The organism is Bosea sp. (in: a-proteobacteria) (genome assembly GCF_023953965.1).
In the GTDB taxonomy this organism is placed as follows: Bacteria; Pseudomonadota; Alphaproteobacteria; order Rhizobiales; family Beijerinckiaceae; genus Allobosea.
This window is the reverse complement of the sequence record NZ_JAMLIX010000001.1, coordinates 2,103,728-2,120,994: the sequence shown is the minus strand read 5'-3', so window position 1 is coordinate 2,120,994 and position 17,267 is coordinate 2,103,728. Positions and strand designations below refer to the sequence as shown.

Below are 17,267 nucleotides of genomic sequence, written 5' to 3'. Positions count from 1 at the left end.
CTCCCCTGTTGTTTCGTTGTTTCAGGCGATCATCGCGGCCGGATCGCGCTGCGCAGGCTGGGGCTTGCTGCGTGCGGCGATCAGCCGGCGATAGAGATCGAGATGCGCCTGCGCACATTCGCGATGGCCCATCGGCCGCTTGATGCCGCCGCGCAGGCGCTCCCAGAGCTTGGGCTCGGTCAGGGCGCGCGTCATGCAGTCGACGAGGTCCTCCGGGCTGCCGGCGCGGAAATGCAGCCCGTCGACCTCGTCGGCGATCTTCTCGGCCATGCCGCCGAGCTGGCTCGCCAGGATCGGGCGGCCGTGGAAGAAGGCCTCCTGGATCACGATCGGCGCGTTCTCCCACCAGATCGAGGGCATCACCACCCAGTCGACCGAGCGCATCAGGTTCGGCATCTCGTGGTTCTGGAAGGCGCCGCAGAAGCGCACGCGCCGGCCGGCGCTCTCGATGAGTTTCGCGAACTTGTCCTGATAGGCTTGTGGCTGGCGTTCGAGATTGCCGCCATGGACCAGCAGGATCGCGTCCTCGCCCCAGACGGAATCCGGGATGCGCGTCACCGCGTCGATCAGCACGTCGGCGCCCTTGTAAGGCGTGAGCTGGCCGAAATAGGCGAAGCGCGAGCGCCGCCCCTTGCCCTCCGGCAACGGCCGCGGCGGGGCGGGCGTGGCGACGTCGATGCCGTTCTCGATCACCGAGAAGCGCTCCCCGGCGAGCCCCCAGTCGACATAGCGGTCGGCCAGGAAGCGGCTCGGCGAGACGAAATGATCGGCGAGGCCGAGCATGCCCTTGATGAAGGTCTCGCGGGCCAGGAAGCGGGCCGGCGCGATCTCCGGGAAGCAGGCGTTGCAGTCGGTCGGCGATGCCCGGTAGCAGAGCTTGAAGGCGCCGGGCTTCACCATCTGGCCGTGATGGTGGCAGATCGAGAGATATTCGTGGAAGGTCACCACGATCAGCGCATCCGGCAACGCCTCGCGCACCGCGAACAGGCATTCGAGCCCGAGCCCGATGAAATGGTGGAAATGCACCACGTCGGGCTTGAGGTCGTGCAGCACGCGCACGAAATCGCGCTCGATCTCGTCCGTCGCCCGGTTGGAGATCAGGAAGTGGTCGTAATCCTCGGCGTAGTAGAGCAGTTCGCCGCCGCGCTGGCGCAGGCTCATCAGCGCCGTGCCGGCATGGCGCGGCGTCGGCGCGCCGACGCGGGCGAGGTAGTGGGAATCGATGCCCTCGCCGGCCTGCAACCCCTTGTGCAGGTTGTAGGACGCCATCTCCGCCCCGCCCAGCGAGAGCGAAGGATGGCCGTGCGATATCACCAGAACCCGCATCCTCAGCCTTTCATGTTGGAGATGGCGAGCGCCCAGCGCCTGTCGAAGCTCGTTCGGTCGGCGAGCCGGGCGAGCGCGCCCCCATGCGGCATCGCCGTCTCGCCGTCATCGACCGCATAGATCTCGACATCGGGGACCCAGAGCGAAGGCGAGCCCGCCATCCTGAGCTTGAGGCAGAGATCGAGCCCCTTCTCAGCCGTGGTGAAGTAGTTGCGGGCGAAGCCGCCGACCTCGACGAAGGCGGCGCGCGACAGCACGCAGCATTCGCTGACGCCGGCTGCGACCTCCATCGGGCCGAGATCGCCGACCGCCTCCAGCGGATAACCGACGAAGCGGTTGGCGATACGCCGGGCCGCGCCCTCGCCTTCCAGCCAGGCCCCGGCCCAGCGGATCGAATCGTCCTCGAAGAGCAGCGTCGGGCTGGCGACGCATTGGCCGCCGCGGGCGCGGTAGGCGCGTTCGAGCCGGCCGAGCCAGCCCGGCATCCGGATCTGCGCGGCGCCCGACAACAGCGCGACCGTCTGGAAGCGGCAGGACCGCACGCCGGCCTCCAGCGCATCGCAACCATCCGCGACGCCTTCCACCGCGACGAGCCGGACCGACAGCCCGTAGAAGCGGGCGAGCCGCCGCGCTTCCGCGCCGACACGGTCGAAGCTTTCGGAAGGCGCTGCGAGCACGATCGGCAACGGCCTCGCCTCGGGGTCCATCGCGAGCAGCGCGAACAGGGCCGAGAGTTCGCGGTGCCGATGGTCGAGGCCGACCACGAGGCCGAGCGGCGCTTCCGCGTCGAAGGGGCCGACATCGAGGGTCTCGACCGCGCGCGGCGGCGCGATCTCGGCCGCCTGGAGCGCCGACGCGATCTGGCGCTCGACCACGGCGTTCGCAGTCGAGGAGCGCGGATCGAGCAGGCCGAGGACGCGCTCCAGAGCCTGTCGCGGCTCAGCCCGATCGGGTTCGAGCGGCAGGAAGGCCGGGCCGGTTCCCTGCACCTCGAAGGCCAGGTGAAGCGGCTGTCCGGCCTCCGGCTTAAGCTTCGGCGCGAAGACGATGAAGCCGTGATTGCTGCGCCGCGCCGCGAGAGCCGGGCCGAAGCGCGGGTCCTCCATGAAGGCCGCCGTCACGTCGGCACGCTGCACGCGCGTCCACAGCCGGTCGATCGCGCAGGACTGGCTGCCGCCGCGCAGCGTGACGCCGCCGACCCGGCGCTCGGGATCGAAGAGCCAGCCGATGATCAGCACGCCGGTGCCCTCGACCAGGGTCACCGAGTCGATGCCGGCGCGCACCGGCTCCTCCAGCAGGCAGACCGTGTCGCGCCCGTCGAAGCGCTGTGCGGCCCGGCGCAACTTCTCGGCCGTCGCCTGCGGAGCCGTGCCGCGCTGCAAGCCGTCGCGCAGATGGCCGGGCACGGTGATCGGTTCGAGCAGGACATAGCGCTCATAGACTTCGAGCGCGCGCCAGCCGTCATTGCCGCGGAAATAGAGCCGCTCGATCTCGCCGGGTCGCTGGACGTGGCAATCCTCCAGCAGGCCGAAGAAGCCGCGCGCGCCCTCGCCGAGATCGTCGCGCTCGAAGATCCCGGTTTCGAGATTGGCCGGCGACAAGCCGCCATGCGAGATCAGGAGCTTCACCCGCCCGGCGGCGAAGTGGGAGGTCCAGCCCTGCAGGAAGATGCCGGCGCCCGACCCTGCCGTTTCGCCGAGCGCCCCCATCACCTCGACGAAGCCACCCGGCCGCGCCACGGTCTGGAGCAGCATCGACACCGCCCGCAGCCGGCGCGGATTGGGCGCGCCGGTCAGCAGAACTTCGAGCAAACCGTCGACGACGCTCGAAAAGGCCTGGCCGGCATCATCGGCGAGTTCGGACAGGAAGGATTGCAGCGGCTGCGGCTTCGCGGCCAGGATCAGCCGCAAAGGCCGGCCGGGGCGGCCGATCAGCAAGGCGCCGCTGCTGCCGGCATCGGCGCCGGGCGCCGGCGCGAGGCACAGGAAACCGGTGGCCGAGGACGCCTCGGCGCCGGGCCGGCGCCAGCTCAGCACCATGGTCTGTGCGCGGTTTCCCGGATTGCCGTCGACCGCGACCGGCACCTTGGCCGGAATGGCGTCGCAGGCGCTGCGGACCAGGATGGCGTTCTCGCCGAGCGGCGTCCAGGCCACGGTCGGCGCCGGGGCGACCGCCGTCCTCTCTGGAACGATGACCTCGCTCACCACGTCAGCCTCCCCACAGCATGACGGCGAGCGTGACGAAGGACATCGCGGCGGCGAGCGCCGAGAGGAAGCCGAGGATCACCGTCACTTGCCTGAGCGGGGCCCGCGCCTCCTTGCGGATCGCGGCGAGGCGCTCGTCGAAGGCGCGCAGCGTGCCGTCGAAGCGGAGCTGGAAGACGTCGAGCTCGGCGATGCGGCGCATGACCTCGCTCTGGCTCTCGGCCTCGGCCTTGGTGGCTTCCGCCAGCGCATGGTTCTCTTCCAGCCGCGCGGCGATGCGGTCGAGCTTCTCGTTGAGCTCCTTCTGGGCGAGCTGGCCGCGCCGGTTGAGCGCGATCAGCACCTCGACCTTGTCGAAGAAGCGCGCCAGCGGCACGGCGATCGCGGCCTCGGCCGCGAGCTCGTCCGCCGCCGGCAGGCGCAGCTCCAGCTCCGCCCCGGTCTCGGGCGAGATCCCGACGACGCTGAGGCGGCCGCGGGCCGCGACCAGCGCCGCGTCGAGCTCCAGCGAGAAGGCATGCTTGCCGTCGCCGATGCCGTTGCGGCGCAGATCGATGCGGCTCTGGTCGGCCCTGGTTTCAGCGACGACCTTGCCGTCGCAGGAAAGCTTCACCGTGACGGCCTGGTCGGGACGGGTCTCGTCCCAGATCCAGCCATGCAGGCGATTGCCGTCGAGGGCGTCGATCCGGCCGTTGAGCCTGGCCGGGTTGACGTTGGGAAGGCGGACCTCCTGGTCCTGATACTCGGCGTTCGTCATGCGGCCTCCGCGTGCTCGAGGCTGTCGAAGAGGGCGAGGTGGCGGCCGGCGCATGCGGCGAGCGAAGGCTGCTCGGCGATGCCGTGGACGAGGCGCTGCCAGAGCCCGGCCTCCTCCATCGCCCGGCGAAAGGTGCGGGCGAGCGCGGCCGGGTCGCCCGGCCGGACATGCAGCCCGTCGATCTCGTCACGCACCATCTCGGCCATGCCGCCGATGGCGCTGACGATCGGCGGCCGGCGGTGCTGGAAAGCTTCCTGGATGACGAGGGGCGCGTTCTCCCACCAGATCGAGGGCATCACCACCCAGTCGATATCGGCCATCAGCGCCGGCACCTCGTCGCGGGCGTAAGGCCCGCTATGGCTGACCACGCCCTCGGTTCCGGCGAGCGCGGCGGCGAGCGCGCTGGTGAACGCCTCGCTCTGGAACGGCGCGCCGCCGTGGATGCGCAGGCTGAAGCCCTCCGCCCCCGAGGCTTGCAAGATCCTGGCCGCCTGCAACAGCGGCAGCACGCCCTTCCAGGGGTTGAGATTGCCGAAATAGCCGAAGCTGGTGCGCTTGCCCGTGGCCGGCCGGTGCGGAGCGGCCTCCTGCGTCGGGCGGGCATTGGCGATGACCTCGATCCGCTCTGCCGCCAAGCCCCAATCGATATAGCGCTGGCGCAGGAAGCGGCTCGGCGCGATGAAGCGATCGACGGCGGCCAGATGCGTCTTGATGAAGCGCTCGCGCAGCAGGAAGCGGTCGGAGCCGATCTCGGGGAAGCAGCCATGGCAGGCGGCGGGCGAAGCGCCCTTGCAGCGCTGCCGGTCGCCCGGCCGCAGCATCAGCCCGTCATGGTGGCAGATCGGGTAGTAGTCGTGCAGCGTCATCACGATCGCCGCCTGCGGCAGGAGCCGGCGCGCCAGCGTCAGGAACTCGGCGCCGATCAGCACCAGATGATGGACGTGGATCACCTCCGGCCGGAATTCCTCCAGCAGCGAGGCGAGATCCTGCAGCGTGCCGTAATGGTCGATCTGGCTCATATGGAAGCGGTCGTAGTGAGCGCTCCAGAGCACGACGTCGTCGCCGATCGCTTGCAGCGCCGTGCCGGGATGCGGCTCGCGATGCATCGCGTTGGTAGCGCCCAGGAACAGCACCTCGTAGCCCTGCTCGCGATAGGCCCCTGCCAGATCATGCGCGAAGATCTCGGTGCCGCCCGGATGCAGCGCCGGATGGTTGTGCGCGACGACGAGGATGCGCCGGCTCACGGCTCGCCCCCCGGTTTCGTCGCGATCAGCAGGTCCTGGTAATGGGCCGCGCCGATGCCGCGCCAATGCCCCGGCCGCAGGGCTTCGACGGCGAGCCCGGCCTGCATCGCCTGCTCCAGCAGGAAGCGGCTGTCGATCCCGGCGGCGGCGAGCGGCGCCTCGTCGATGGCGTACCAGCCCGGCCCCTCCTGCCAGCGCTTGAACGAGAGACGCTCCTGGCCGGTCTGCGCCCCGTCGATGGCGAAGGCGGTGAGGAAGAGACGCCCGCCCGGCGCCAGCAGCCGCGCCGCTTCCCGCAGATGGACCACGAGCTCCTCGGGCGGCAGATGCGTCGCGACCGAGGTCATCGTCACGAAATCGAAGCTGCCGTCGGCGAAGCCGAAGCGAACCTCGACGCCGGGCAGCGAGCCTTGCGGATTGTAGAGCGGATGGGCGATGTCGAGCCGCTGGAAACGGAAGCGCGGATAGGCCGGCGTGATCGTCCGGGCGCACCAGAGGATGCCCTCCATCACCGGATCGACGCCGTCATAGCTGCCGCGCTCCGGGTCGAGATATTGCGTCAGCGGCACCGCCATGCGGCCGATGCCGCAGCCGATGTCGAAGACGTGCTCATGCGGCTTCAGCCGGCCGATCCGAACGAAATGGCCGAGGAATTCGGCACCGATCGCGCGATAGTCGCCATCGCCGACGAAGATCGAATCCGGCGGCGGATACGGCATGAAGCGGTTGCTCCGCAACGAATCCAGCAGCCAGTCGAGTCCCGGACCGGCGGGCGCCTCCGCTGGAACCGGCTCTGCCGCGATCTCTCTCAAAGCCGTCATCGCCGTCATGCCGCGTTCGCTCTCCTGAAGGTGAAGCGGGGAACGAGGTCGGGTGAGCTCGGCACGGGCTCAGGCGACACGGGTTCCACCGCCGAGGTTTCGAAGGCCAGCATCAGCGCCTCGATCTGCGCATCCCAGCGCCGCGTCTGGAGCCAGGCATTGTGCTGGGAGGCGGCGCCGCGCGTGTAGTCGACGCTCTTCGAGATCGACTGCCGCTCGAGATGGTAGAGCGCGACGCCGGGCGCATAGACGATGCCGAAGCCGGCGCGCCGGACCTTGAGGCACAGATCGCTGTCCTCGTAGTCGCCGATCACGTAGCTCTCATCGAAGCCGCCGAGCTCGGCGAAGAGCTCGCGCGGCATGACGATGCAGGCGCCGGTGACGCCGGGCACCGGGCGCTCGACATTGGCCGGGGCATAGCCGCCCGGCATGCCCTTGAAGTAATGGTGGTTGAGCCAGATGCCCCTGCCGTCGCGCTTGAAGAACAGCCCGGCATGCTGCAGCGAGCCGTCGTCATAGATGAGCTTCGGCCCGACGGCGCCGACACGCCGCTGCCGGTCGAGCTTGCCGATCAGCGCCGGCAGCCAGCCGTTCCCGGCCGGGATCACGTCTGAATTGACCAGCGCCAGCGCCTCGCCGCGCGCCAGCAGCGCGCCCGCATTGCAGGCGGCAGAGAAGCCGCCGTTGCGCGCCATCGCCACGAGCTGCATCGGCAGCCCATAGGCGAGATGCAAGCCCCCGAGGAGATGGCCGACCTCGGCCTCGTGCTCGGGCGAATCGAGCACGTAGATCAGCTCGGCGTTCTCGACGAACCAGGGATCGCCGGCGAAGGCCGCGACCTGCACGCGCAGGAAGTCGTAGACACGGTAGAGCGGGATCACCACCGAGGCTTTCGGCCGGGCCGCGACCGGTCCGAACCGTTTGACCGCCGGCTCCGGCCGGCTTTCCCCGAGTTCCTCCTGGCAGGCCGCGAGGATCGGCGCGAGCGTCTCCTCCAGCATCATGGGCGTGAGATATTGCGGCGGGATCGCCGACAGCGCCCTGGCCCGGATCGTCGCCGCATCGGCCGGCTGGACCGGCGGGCGCAGCGTCAGCGTCGTGCCCGATTTCAGCCTGATCTCGCAGCGCGGCTGCAGAACCGGCGCACCGGCGGCATAATCGCGGGCGAAGGCGGCAAAGCCCGTCGCGGCGCGCGTCTGCCCCTCCTCCCCCGTCGGCAGCCTGGCCGGGAAGCGCTGGAGACGCGACAGCATCGCGATCGGCTCGCCGGCGCCGCGATGCAGCAGCACCTCCTCCAGGAGTTCGTCGGGATCGCGCAGCCAGCCGCCGATCAGCAGCCCCGCGCCGTTGCAGACCGCGAGGTCGAGCTCGGCGGCGGGCAGGTCGTCGTTGCGGCGGACATGCTGCACGGCGAGCGGCACCCGGCGCTGCATCTCGACGGCGAGCAGGCGGCCCTGCCCGGACAGTCCGGCGAGCTGCTCGACGACCCAGTTGCGCAGTCCGTCGCGGCTCGCAGCCTTCCCGGCCCACCAGCGGCCGAGCGAGGGCGCCGCCTGCCGCCCCGGCAGGGACCGGACCACGAGCGAACGCTCGCTTTGCAGGATCAGGAGCCCGCCGCCGCGAACCGGCGGCTCGTCCATGACGAGGTGAAGCTCGCGCTTGCCGCTGCGATCGGCGATGCCGACGCGCGATCTGAGATCGAGGCGCGCGAGGCCGGCGCCATCGAGGCGCGATGCCGTCTGCAAGCCGGTGAAGTCGCCGGGCACGATGGTCTGGCACAGCCATTGCCCTTCGACCAGCGCCGCGCCGGGCTGCATCGCCACGGGCTTCGGAAACAGGATGAGCAGGAACTGGCGCAGGAAGGACAGGTAGTTCGGCAGCGTGGAGAGGCCGAACAGGGGCGGCCAGGCCCGCAGCAGCGCATTGGCCAGGGTCAGCCTCGCCTGCGGCGCGAGGTCCTTCAGGATCTCCCTGGGATCGGCAAGGCCGTGGACCAGCGCCGGATCGAAGCCCGCCGTCACGTCGCCCTGCGGACCGTGGTCCGACAGGGTCGCGACGATGCCGTCCTGCCCGGCCGCCCGGAAGGCGACGGCGAGGCGCTCGCGCCCGTCGCGCAGGCCGAGCGAGATCGAGGCGGCGGCGAGGCGGCGCCCGCCCGCCGTCAGCGCGATCGCAGGCTTGCCGAAAGGCGAGGCTTCGAGCGTCCAGCACAGCAGGAAGACCGAGCCGCCGAGGCGGTGGAGTTCGAGCTGGGTCGGGGCGGCTACCGCCGAGGCGACGGGCGCGAGTGAAAGCATGAAAGGCGTTCCTGCGACACGGAAAGGAGCCCGGAGCACCGGCGGGAGATGGCGGCTCAACCCGCGAAAGGACGGCGCTCCGGGACGTCGTCGGGACGCGAAGCCCTCCGCCCGGCCATGGATCGCGGCCGGACGGAGCGTCGCGTCGGAACGATCAGGCGACCGAGAAGTAGGAGTGCGGGTCGGCCTGGACGTCGTCGGCATTCACGCCGACGAGGGTGACGGTGTCGCCATGGCCGAGATCGATGACGGTGTTGCCGCCGACCGTGGTCGCGCGAGCCGCCACGTCCTCCGCCGTGTGGACGCCGGTCCCGTTTATGTCGGGGGCGATCTGCAGCATGTCCGAGCCGGCCTCGAAATCGAGCACGACGTCGTTGCCGCCGCCACCGGCGAAGACGAAGGTGTCGGAGCCGGCACCGCCCTGAAGGATGTCGTTGCCGGCGCCTCCGAACAGCATGTCGTCGCCGGCGCCGCCCTGGAGGACATCGTTGCCTGCGCCGCCATCCAGGATGTCGCTGCCGTCACCGCCCTGCAGGACGTCGTTGCCGGCGCCACCCTGAAGGATGTCGCTGCCCGGTCCGCCTTGCAGGATGTCGTTGCCGTCACCGCCGATCAGAACGTCATCGCCGTCGTTGCCGCGCAGGATGTCGTCGCCGAGACCGCCGCTGAGCGTGTCATGGCCCTCGCCGCCGAACAGCGAATCATTGCCGTCGTCGCCCGAGAGCACGTCGTCTCCCTGCCCGCCGAAGAGCATGTCGTTGCCCTCGCCGCCGAACAGCGCATCGTTGCCGCCGTCGCCATAGAGCAGGTCATCGCCGCCTTCGCCGAACAGCGTGTCGACCTCGTCGCCGCCGTGAACGATGTCATGACCGCCGCCGGCGAGAATGACATCGCTGAAACGAGTCCCAATCAAATGGTCGTCGAATGCACTTCCTTCGATCGTCGCCATGCGGTGCCTCCTAAGTGATTGATGAACCCGAATTTGTCGGCAGCCAGACCGCCGATCTCAGTATCCGGATACTGTTCCGGCGACACGACGCTCGTCACATCACCGCTCGACATCCAAATGATTACGCGAAGCACGCGTCGCATCAACAATTTTATTGTGACAATTTTGCGATGCAGTATCACTAATAGGCAATTTTTATTTAGTAATATCTCTGTTATTCGTAAGGATATACTTCCAAATTTGAAATACCGGCCCGCCTCTCGCCGGCCCCGGCCTCAGTCCTCGCGGAAGGCGCGGTTGAAGCTGTCGGTGAAGGGCGAGATCAGGTAGTCGATCGCCCGGCGCGCGCCGTTGACGATCATCACCTCCGCGGTCATGCCGGCATGCAGCGCGACCTTGTGGTCGCGCAGGCTCTGCGGATCGATCTCGGCCCGCACGACAAAATAGGCGGCACCGGTCTTCTCGTCGACGAGCTGGTCGGGCGCGACATAGGTCACCTTCGCCTCGAGCGGCGGCAGCAGCCGCGAATTGAAGGCCGTCAGCCGCACGCGGGTCGCGTTCCCGACGCGCACCGCGTCGATATCCCGCGGATCGACCTTGGCCTCGACGATCAGCGGCTCGTTTTCCGGCACGATATCGAGGATCGCCTCGCCCGCCGCGATGGCGCTGCCGGCGGTGCGCATGCGGATATTGGCGACGATGCCTTCCTGAGGCGAGGTCACCACCAGCCGGCGCAGCACGTCCTCAGCCTGGACGATGCGCTCGGTGACCTCCGACAAGGCCAGCTGGGTTTCCTGGATATCCCTGGCGACCTCGTTCTGACGATCGAGGCTGATCGACAGGATCTCGAGGTTGGCGCCGGCCACGGCCTGCTCGGCCTTGGCCTTGCGGGCGGCATATTCGCCGGCCCGGCCGGCGAGCTCGCTCTGCTTGGTCTGCAGCTCGACGAGCTGGCTGCGCTTGGTATAGCGCTTCTCGTAGAGGTCGGCGAAGATCCTGACCTCCTCGTCGATCAGCGAGCGCTGCCGTTCGGTGGCGTCGATCTGCGCCTTCAGCGCCTCTGCCTCGGCCTGATACTGTTCGATCACGCGCTGCTGGATCTGGATCTTGCCCTCGTGGACCTCCGCCCGCGATTTGAACAGGGTGCGCTCGGCCCGCAGGACCTCGCGCGCGACCGGCGTCTCGGCCCGCTCGATATCGTCGGGGAAATCGACCTCTTTAGCCTTCGTCTGCTCGGCCCTGAGACGGGCGAGCTTCGCCACGAGCCCGACGCGCTTCGCCTGCAACTGCTGCAGCTCGGCACGGGCGCGGGCATCCTCCAGCCGCAGCAGCGGCTCGTCCTTGGAAACCCGCTCGCCCTCGCCCTTCAGCAAGGTCTTGAGGATGCCGCCCTCGAGGTGGCTGACCGTCTTGCGCTTGGAGTCGACGGCGACGACGCCGCTGGCGACGGCGGCATTGTCCAGCCGGGCGGTCACGGCCCAGGCGCCGAAACCGCCGAAACCGACCCCGATCGCCGCCACACCGGCCAGCACGAGACTGCGCAGGCTCGGCATGCGCTCATCCGCTTCATCCGGCGGCGGCGCCGCGACGAGGGCCCTTTCGGGGCGCTTGATCAGGGATCGCCCGGTCATGCCGTCGCTCCCCGAGCGGCGGGGGCCGGCTCCGGCTCGATCCCGACACGCCCGCTCGGCGTGATCATGCCGGCGATCGCCGCGCGGGGCCCGAATTGCTGGACGCGGCCGTCGCGCAGGACGAGCAGCTTGTCGACGACCTGCATCACCGAGGGCCGATGCGCGATCAGGACGACGATCGCGCCGGCCTCGCGCGCCGCCGTCACGGCGCGGATCAGGCTCTGCTCGCCCTCGGCGTCGAGATTGGCGTTCGGCTCGTCCAGGACAATCAGCCGCGGCATGCCGTAAAGCGCCCGCGCCAGGCCGATGCGCTGCCGCTGGCCGCCCGAGAGCTTGAAATCGCTGTCGGCGACGCTGGTGTCGTAGCCGAGCGGCAGCCTTCCGATCAGCTCGTGCACCCCGGCGATGCGCGCCGCCTCCAGGATGGCGTGCGGATCGGGGTCGTGCATGCGCGCGATATTCTCGGCGATCGTGCCGTTCAGCAGCGAAACCGATTGCGGCAGATAGCCGACCATCGCCCCGAAGGAGCCCCGCTCCCAGAGATAGGTGCTGTGGCCGTCGAGATAGACGCCCCCGGCATTCGGCTTGAGCACGCCGACGAGGAGCCGGGCCAATGTCGACTTGCCCGCGCCCGACGGCCCCACGACGCCGAGAACCTCGCCGGGCTCCAGCGAGAAGGAGACGCCCTTGATGACGGTCTGCTCGGAGCCCGGCGGCGCGAAGATCGCGCGATCGACCACGAGATCGCCCTGGCAGGGCGGCGTCGGCACGCTCTGCCGCTGCGAGCGGCGCGACAGGACGAGTTCGCGCACCCGCTTCCATGCGGTCGCCGCCAGGACCCATTGCCGCCAATCCGTGATCATCGAATCGAACGGCGCCAGCAGCCGGCCGAGCAGGATGCTCGCGGCCATCAGCGTGCCTGCCGTGACCTCGTTGCGGATGATCAGGATCGCGCCCGTCGCATAGATCGAAAGCTGCATCGTCATCCGCGAGGCGCGCGTCACCGCCGCGATCAGCTTGCCGCGGCGCGTGCCCATGTCGAGCTGCTCGATCATCGCGAGCTGCTGGCCCCGCCAGCGCTGCGCCAGTGCCGGCAGCATGCCCATCGCCTCGATGGTTTCGGCGTGGCGGAGGCTGGCGCCGACCTCGTTGATGCTGGCGACGCCGGCCTCGTTGGCCTCCTTCAGGACCCGCCGCGTCAGCATGTCCGACAGGACGCCGAGCAGCAGCAGGATGATCAGCGAGGCCAGCCCCACCAGCCCGTAGACCGGATGGAGAAGGAACAGCACGGCGAGAAAGATCGGCGACCAGGCCGCCTCGAGCGGCGTCGCGATCGCCGAGCTCGCGATGAAGAAGCGGATGTCGTTGAGATCCCGGATCGCCTGCGTCGCCTGGCCCGAGCCCTGCTCCAGCGAGGCGCTGACCGCAGCCTGCAGGGCAGGCAGGTTGAGCCGCCGCGCGAAGATGCTCGCCATGGTCTGGAAGGTCAGCGAGCGGATGAACTCGATCGTGCCGTACAGCGCGAGCGCGCCGACGGCGATGACCAGCAGCATCGTCAGCGTGTCGTAGCTATGGCTGACGGTGACCCTGTCCTGGACCTGCATCATGAAGAGCGGGACGGTCAGCAGCAGCAGATTCACGCACAGGCTGAGAAGGGCCGCATAGCCGAGGCCGCCGAAGAACGACCTCTGCAGATCCCGGATCAGGACATCGGGAGCCGGCTTCACCGCCTTCATGCATATCTCCGCGAGCGTGGGTGGTCGGGCTGATGAAAGCGATGTCGCCATCACCGTGCGTCGCCCGGCTGTCAGCGCGCTCAAACGAGATATGGGACCAGTGTCAAGATTATGACAGATTAGACTTCTATTCCAGCGTACCGGATAGCAGCAAATGAGGCCTTATTGTGCGATATTTCGAAATTCGAACCAGTTCACGACCGTTTCAGAATTTCTAGATTCTTACCATTCAATCAAGAAAATCGGCATGTACTTTGCTTATAGGCTCCGTGGGGGAAAGGAAGAAACCCGGATGGATTGTTCAAACATCAATCAAGTGGGGTAAGGGATGCACTTCAAATTGCATGGCGGCGAGCAATTTTCAGGCAGATCCTTGAACGGCCAGCACCGGCCGAACAGCGATGGCGAAGTGGACGAGGGTCCGGATCGGAGAGTTTCGGCCTTCGATCTGGCCCGTGTCATCGAGCGGGTGAGTCGGCGCTTCCTCGATTATCTGCGCCTCGAGCTGGGCAAGCTCGGCATCGACGACATTTCACCGGCACAGGTGATGATTCTGCTCACCATCGGCCAGGGCGAGATCGCCGTCCGTGATCTGCTGGATCGCGGGCATTACGGCGGCTCCAACGCCTCCTACAATCTCAAGCAGCTCGTCGAGAGCGGCTATCTGGAGCGCGGAGCGTCTCCGCGCGACAGGCGGCTGGCCCGGATCTCGCTCTCGCTCAAGGGGCAGATGCTGTGCGAGCGGCTGCGCCAGATCGACGAGGCCAGCGCCTGCGGCGCACGCTCCGGGAACGCGCTCGATGCCGATTTCCTGACGACCCATGAAACCCTGCGCCGGCTCGAGCAGTGGTGGAATGACTCCCTCCGCTACAGCGGCATCCTGCTGGCCTCATGCATATCCTATTCGTTCATCGTTCGGGATCTGGTCAATTCGCTGCTCTGATCGCGAGCCTCGTCGCCCAGGGCGACGAGGTCACGCTGATCAGCGAACGCCCGGCGCCCGGGCAGCCCGGCCTGCGTCAGCTCGCCTACACGGTCGCAGCCGCCTCGACGCAACATCCGGCGCTCGTCGCCACCGATTATCATCTGCGGACCGGCGAAGCCGTCGCCGGGCTGATGACCTCGCTTGCGACGAGCGATCCGCCCGATGTGGTGATCGGGCATACCGGCTGGGGCGGTCTGCTGTTTGCGCGCGACGCCCTGCCGGATGCCGCTTTGCTCGGCTATTGCGAATATTATTATCGCAGTTCCGGATCGGATCTGGATTTCGGGGCGACGGCGCCGATTCCCCAGCCGGAGCGGCAGCGCATCCGCATGCGCAATGCCGCGCAGCTTCTCGCCCTCGACACGCTCGACGCCGCCTATGCGCCGACGCAGTGGCAACGCCGGCAATATCCTGCCGCCTATCGCCGGCGCATCGCCGTCTGCCATGACGGGATCGACACGGTCGTCTGCCGGCCCGAGCCTCGGGCCGGCTTCTGCCTGCCGGACGGCCGCGTGCTCACGCCGGGCATGCCCGTGGTCACTTTCGCCGCGCGCGATCTCGACCCCTATCGCGGCTATCCGCAGTTCATGCGGGCCGCAGCTCTCCTGGCCGAGCGCCATCCCGAGTCGATCCTGGTCGCCGTCGGCGGCGATGGAGCCGGTTATGGGCGCCCGCGCGAGGACGGCATTTCATGGCGCGAGGCGATGCTGGCGGAAACCGGGCTCACCGGCCGCATCGTCCACATCCCCTGGCTACCCTATGAGAGCCTGATCAGGCTCTTCCAGGTCTCGGCGGCACATGTCTATCTCACGGTGCCCTTCGTCCTCTCCTGGTCATTGCTGGAAGCGATGGCCTGCGGCTGCCTCGTCGTCGGCTCGGACACACCGCCGGTGAGGGAGGTGATCCGGGATGGGGTCAACGGCTTCCTCGCCCCGTTCGACGATCCGGCCCTTCTGGCGCAACGAATCGGGGAGGCGCTTCAGCGCGCGCCGCTGACGGCTCCACTGCGTCGCGCCGCCCGCGAGACGGTCCGCGCCGGCTATGAGCGCGAGCGCTGCATCGATCGCCAGCTCGGCTGGATTCGAAGGCTCGCCGGGTAGACGCATGTTCGCGCTCGATGAAAGGATGCGGAAGGCCTGAAGGCGACGGCGACCTCAACCCGGCGAGCGCCAGTGGAATCCGGAGCGGACGGAACGGGGCGAGGCCCGGCTTCAAAGATCGTGTCCGGTTTCGCACGAACCTGCCGCGCCTGACGGGATCCGTCATCCGGGGCGGCGTCCGCTTCTGGACAGCCAGCGGTCTTGGCGACTGTGGTGGACGTCGCTCAGCTGTTCGCCCCCGACATGTGCCGCGCGATGATATAGCCGAAGGTGAGCCCCGGACCGAGCGTGATGCCGGGGCCGGGATAATTGCCCCCCATGATGCTCGCCGCATCGTTGCCCACAGCATAGAGCCCGCCGATCGGCTTGCCTTCCGTGGTGAGGGCTTCGCCGTTGCGGTTGGTCTTCAGGCCGGCGAAGGTGCCCAGATCGCCGATATGGAGGCGCACCGCATAGAACGGCCCGTTCTCCACCGGAGCAAGGCATGGGTTGGGCTTGACCTCCTGGTCGCCCAGACAGCGGTTATAGGCCGTGCTGCCCTTGCCGAATTCGGGATCCTCGCCCTTGCGGGCATGCTCGTTATAGGACGCGACCGTCCGCTCGAGCTGGGCCCCGTCGGCTCCGATCTCCCGCGCGAGATCGATCAGCGTGCGCCCGCGCAGAAGATAGCCCGATTTGATCAGGCGCTCGTAGGGAACCGGCGCGGGCTTGGCGAAGCCGAGGCCGTATTTCCGGTAGGTGCGATGATCGGCGATCAGCCAGGCGGCGTTTTCCGTTCCCTCCTCGGCGCAGCGCTGGATCATCGCGCGGCAAAAATCGTGGTAGGAATTGGCCTCGTTGACGAAACGCCGCCCGGAACGGGTGATGGCGATGATGCCCGGCTTATAGCGGTCGACGAAATGGGGAAAGGTGCCCGGCGTGCCGTCGGGCCGGACGGGCCGCGAGATCGGCACCAGCGCGGCGGCATTCGGATATCTCTTCTCGATCTCGGCGCCGGCGGTCTCGCCCAGCCGCAGGCCGTCGCCGGTGTTGCCGGGCGGAGCGGGAGAAGCGTGCTCGTACCCGCTCGGCGCATGGGGCAACAATTGCCTGCGCAGGATCGGGTCCTGCGGAAAGCCGCCAGCCGCCATCACCACGCCGCGCGCGGCATGGACCTCGCAACGGCCGGTCGGCGTATCCAGCACGGCGCCGACGATCCGGCCGCCCTTCCCGGTGATCAGGCTGGTCGCCGGCGAACTGGTCCAGATCGGCACGCCCTTGTCGAAGCAGGATTTCGCCAGCCGCCCGATCAGGGCGTTGCCGTTCACCAGCCGCATCGGCCGCCCGTAGAAGGCCATGTCGCGGACGAACCTGGCCATCAGCCTGGCCACATAGAACAGGGAAACCGGCGAGCGCGTCACGTTGAAGAAATGCTGCAGTTCCTTGCCCGAGCCGATCATCATGCCCAGAAAGGTGATCTCGCGCAGCGGCGGTCGCAGCCGGGCGATCTCCCCGCCCAGTTCGCGCCCGTCGAAGGGACGGGCGACGACCGCGCGGCCGCCCGATGTTCCGCCGGGAGCATCGGGGTGATAATCGGAGAACTCCCGGCCGACATCGAACTGCAGGGTCGTGTTCGCCTCGAAGAACTCCACCGCCTGGGGCGCGGCATCGAGGAAGGCATCGATGCGCTCCGCATCGTAGAAAGCCCCGGTCTCGTGCTTCAGATAGGTGCGGGCCTGCTCGACGCTGTCCTCGACCCCCGCCCGCCTGGCCGGGCCGCTGTTGGGAACCCACATCCAGCCGCCCGAGCGCGCGGTCGTGCCGCCGAAGACGGGCTCCTTCTCCGCCACGATGACCTTCAGCCCGCGATGCGCCGAGGCCACTGCGGTTGCGAGCCCCGCGCATCCCGACCCCACGACCAGAACATCGCATTCGACGCGTCTCATCCACCGATCCCCCTCAGGAACAAGGCCGATATGATCGATGGACGAGGTCGGGCCCCGGTCCCTCGCCAGCCGATGCGCAACGACGGCGCCGTTATTATATTATAGCGAAGCCATACGTCAAAGAATAATTGACGATCAGAGCGGCGCGCCGCCGGGAAAACGCCGTCAAAGGCGATGCGCCGGAAATGCCCAGTGCGACCGGAGCAGGGCCGACATGGCAAGTAAATTGTCATAAGACAAAATAATTCGTAATTGACAGATTTCTTGCCTATCCGATATAACGCTGCCCGAG

12 protein-coding genes are annotated in these 17,267 nt (G+C 68.2%); 2 read left to right on the top strand and 10 right to left on the bottom strand.

The features are described from left to right. Positions 1-21: 21 nt before the first annotated feature. From M9917_RS09745 to M9917_RS09705, 9 genes are all read right to left on the bottom strand, one after another. Positions 22-1,326 carry a glycosyltransferase family 4 protein gene (locus tag M9917_RS09745; protein WP_297253155.1) on the bottom strand — a complete coding sequence of 435 codons (1,305 nt, stop codon included), beginning with the start codon at positions 1,324-1,326 and terminating at the stop codon, positions 22-24. Positions 1,327-1,328: 2 nt separating this feature from the next. After that, complete coding sequence (locus M9917_RS09740; RefSeq protein ID WP_297253153.1) at positions 1,329-3,530, bottom strand: glycosyltransferase family 2 protein; 2,202 nt, start codon at positions 3,528-3,530, stop codon at positions 1,329-1,331. A gap of 4 nt (positions 3,531-3,534) precedes the next feature. Next, on the bottom strand, positions 3,535-4,287 hold the full coding sequence (locus M9917_RS09735; protein ID WP_297253151.1) for a hypothetical protein: 753 nt from the start codon (positions 4,285-4,287) through the stop codon (positions 3,535-3,537). Next, positions 4,284-5,531, bottom strand: coding sequence for a glycosyltransferase family 4 protein (locus M9917_RS09730; protein WP_297253149.1), 1,248 nt, complete (start codon positions 5,529-5,531; stop codon positions 4,284-4,286). The genes M9917_RS09735 and M9917_RS09730 overlap by 4 nt, the downstream gene beginning before the upstream one ends. After that, positions 5,528-6,361 (bottom strand): class I SAM-dependent methyltransferase, encoded by an 834-nt coding sequence (locus M9917_RS09725; RefSeq protein ID WP_297253147.1) that lies wholly within the window; start codon positions 6,359-6,361, stop codon positions 5,528-5,530. Before M9917_RS09725 ends, M9917_RS09730 begins: the two co-directional genes overlap by 4 nt. Then, entirely contained in the window at positions 6,358-8,649 is a 2,292-nt protein-coding gene (locus M9917_RS09720; RefSeq protein ID WP_297253145.1) for a glycosyltransferase, read from the bottom strand. Before M9917_RS09720 ends, M9917_RS09725 begins: the two co-directional genes overlap by 4 nt. Before the next feature lie 154 nt (positions 8,650-8,803). Continuing rightward, positions 8,804-9,598 (bottom strand): calcium-binding protein, encoded by a 795-nt coding sequence (locus M9917_RS09715; protein WP_297253143.1) that lies wholly within the window; start codon positions 9,596-9,598, stop codon positions 8,804-8,806. Between the two features lie 275 nt (positions 9,599-9,873). Next, the gene (locus M9917_RS09710; RefSeq protein ID WP_297253141.1) at positions 9,874-11,229 is read right to left on the bottom strand and encodes an HlyD family type I secretion periplasmic adaptor subunit; all 1,356 of its coding nucleotides are present in this window, start codon (positions 11,227-11,229) and stop codon (positions 9,874-9,876) included. After that, complete coding sequence (locus M9917_RS09705; protein ID WP_297253139.1) at positions 11,226-12,965, bottom strand: type I secretion system permease/ATPase; 1,740 nt, start codon at positions 12,963-12,965, stop codon at positions 11,226-11,228. The genes M9917_RS09710 and M9917_RS09705 overlap by 4 nt, the downstream gene beginning before the upstream one ends. A gap of 409 nt (positions 12,966-13,374) precedes the next feature. Between M9917_RS09705 and M9917_RS09700 the strand changes: the two genes are divergently transcribed. Both M9917_RS09700 and M9917_RS09695 read left to right on the top strand, forming a co-directional pair. Next, the gene (locus tag M9917_RS09700; RefSeq protein WP_297253137.1) at positions 13,375-13,908 is read left to right on the top strand and encodes a MarR family transcriptional regulator; all 534 of its coding nucleotides are present in this window, start codon (positions 13,375-13,377) and stop codon (positions 13,906-13,908) included. After that, positions 13,857-15,050: a glycosyltransferase gene (locus M9917_RS09695; protein ID WP_297253136.1), complete on the top strand. Its 1,194-nt coding sequence runs from the start codon at positions 13,857-13,859 to the stop codon at positions 15,048-15,050. Before M9917_RS09700 ends, M9917_RS09695 begins: the two co-directional genes overlap by 52 nt. A 224-nt stretch (positions 15,051-15,274) precedes the next feature. Here M9917_RS09695 and M9917_RS09690 read toward each other — a convergent pair whose 3' ends face one another. Then, a complete protein-coding gene (locus M9917_RS09690; RefSeq protein WP_297253134.1) occupies positions 15,275-16,975 on the bottom strand; it encodes an FAD-dependent oxidoreductase in 1,701 nt (566 codons plus the stop codon). Positions 16,976-17,267: the final 292 nt, after the last annotated feature.

What these genes read in the sequence shown, in the direction of transcription:
- M9917_RS09745 (WP_297253155.1), bottom strand. Translation starts at nt 1,326, where the DNA reads ATGCGGGTTCTGGTGATATCGCACGGCCATCCTTCGCTCTCGCTGGGC.
- M9917_RS09690 (WP_297253134.1), bottom strand. Translation starts at nt 16,975, where the DNA reads ATGAGACGCGTCGAATGCGATGTTCTGGTCGTGGGGTCGGGATGCGCG.
- M9917_RS09735 (WP_297253151.1), bottom strand. Translation starts at nt 4,287, where the DNA reads ATGACGAACGCCGAGTATCAGGACCAGGAGGTCCGCCTTCCCAACGTC.
- M9917_RS09725 (WP_297253147.1), bottom strand. Translation starts at nt 6,361, where the DNA reads ATGACGGCGATGACGGCTTTGAGAGAGATCGCGGCAGAGCCGGTTCCA.
- M9917_RS09695 (WP_297253136.1), top strand. Translation starts at nt 13,857, where the DNA reads ATGCATATCCTATTCGTTCATCGTTCGGGATCTGGTCAATTCGCTGCT.
- M9917_RS09710 (WP_297253141.1), bottom strand. Translation starts at nt 11,229, where the DNA reads ATGACCGGGCGATCCCTGATCAAGCGCCCCGAAAGGGCCCTCGTCGCG.
- M9917_RS09715 (WP_297253143.1), bottom strand. Translation starts at nt 9,598, where the DNA reads ATGGCGACGATCGAAGGAAGTGCATTCGACGACCATTTGATTGGGACT.
- M9917_RS09720 (WP_297253145.1), bottom strand. Translation starts at nt 8,649, where the DNA reads ATGCTTTCACTCGCGCCCGTCGCCTCGGCGGTAGCCGCCCCGACCCAG.
- M9917_RS09705 (WP_297253139.1), bottom strand. Translation starts at nt 12,965, where the DNA reads ATGAAGGCGGTGAAGCCGGCTCCCGATGTCCTGATCCGGGATCTGCAG.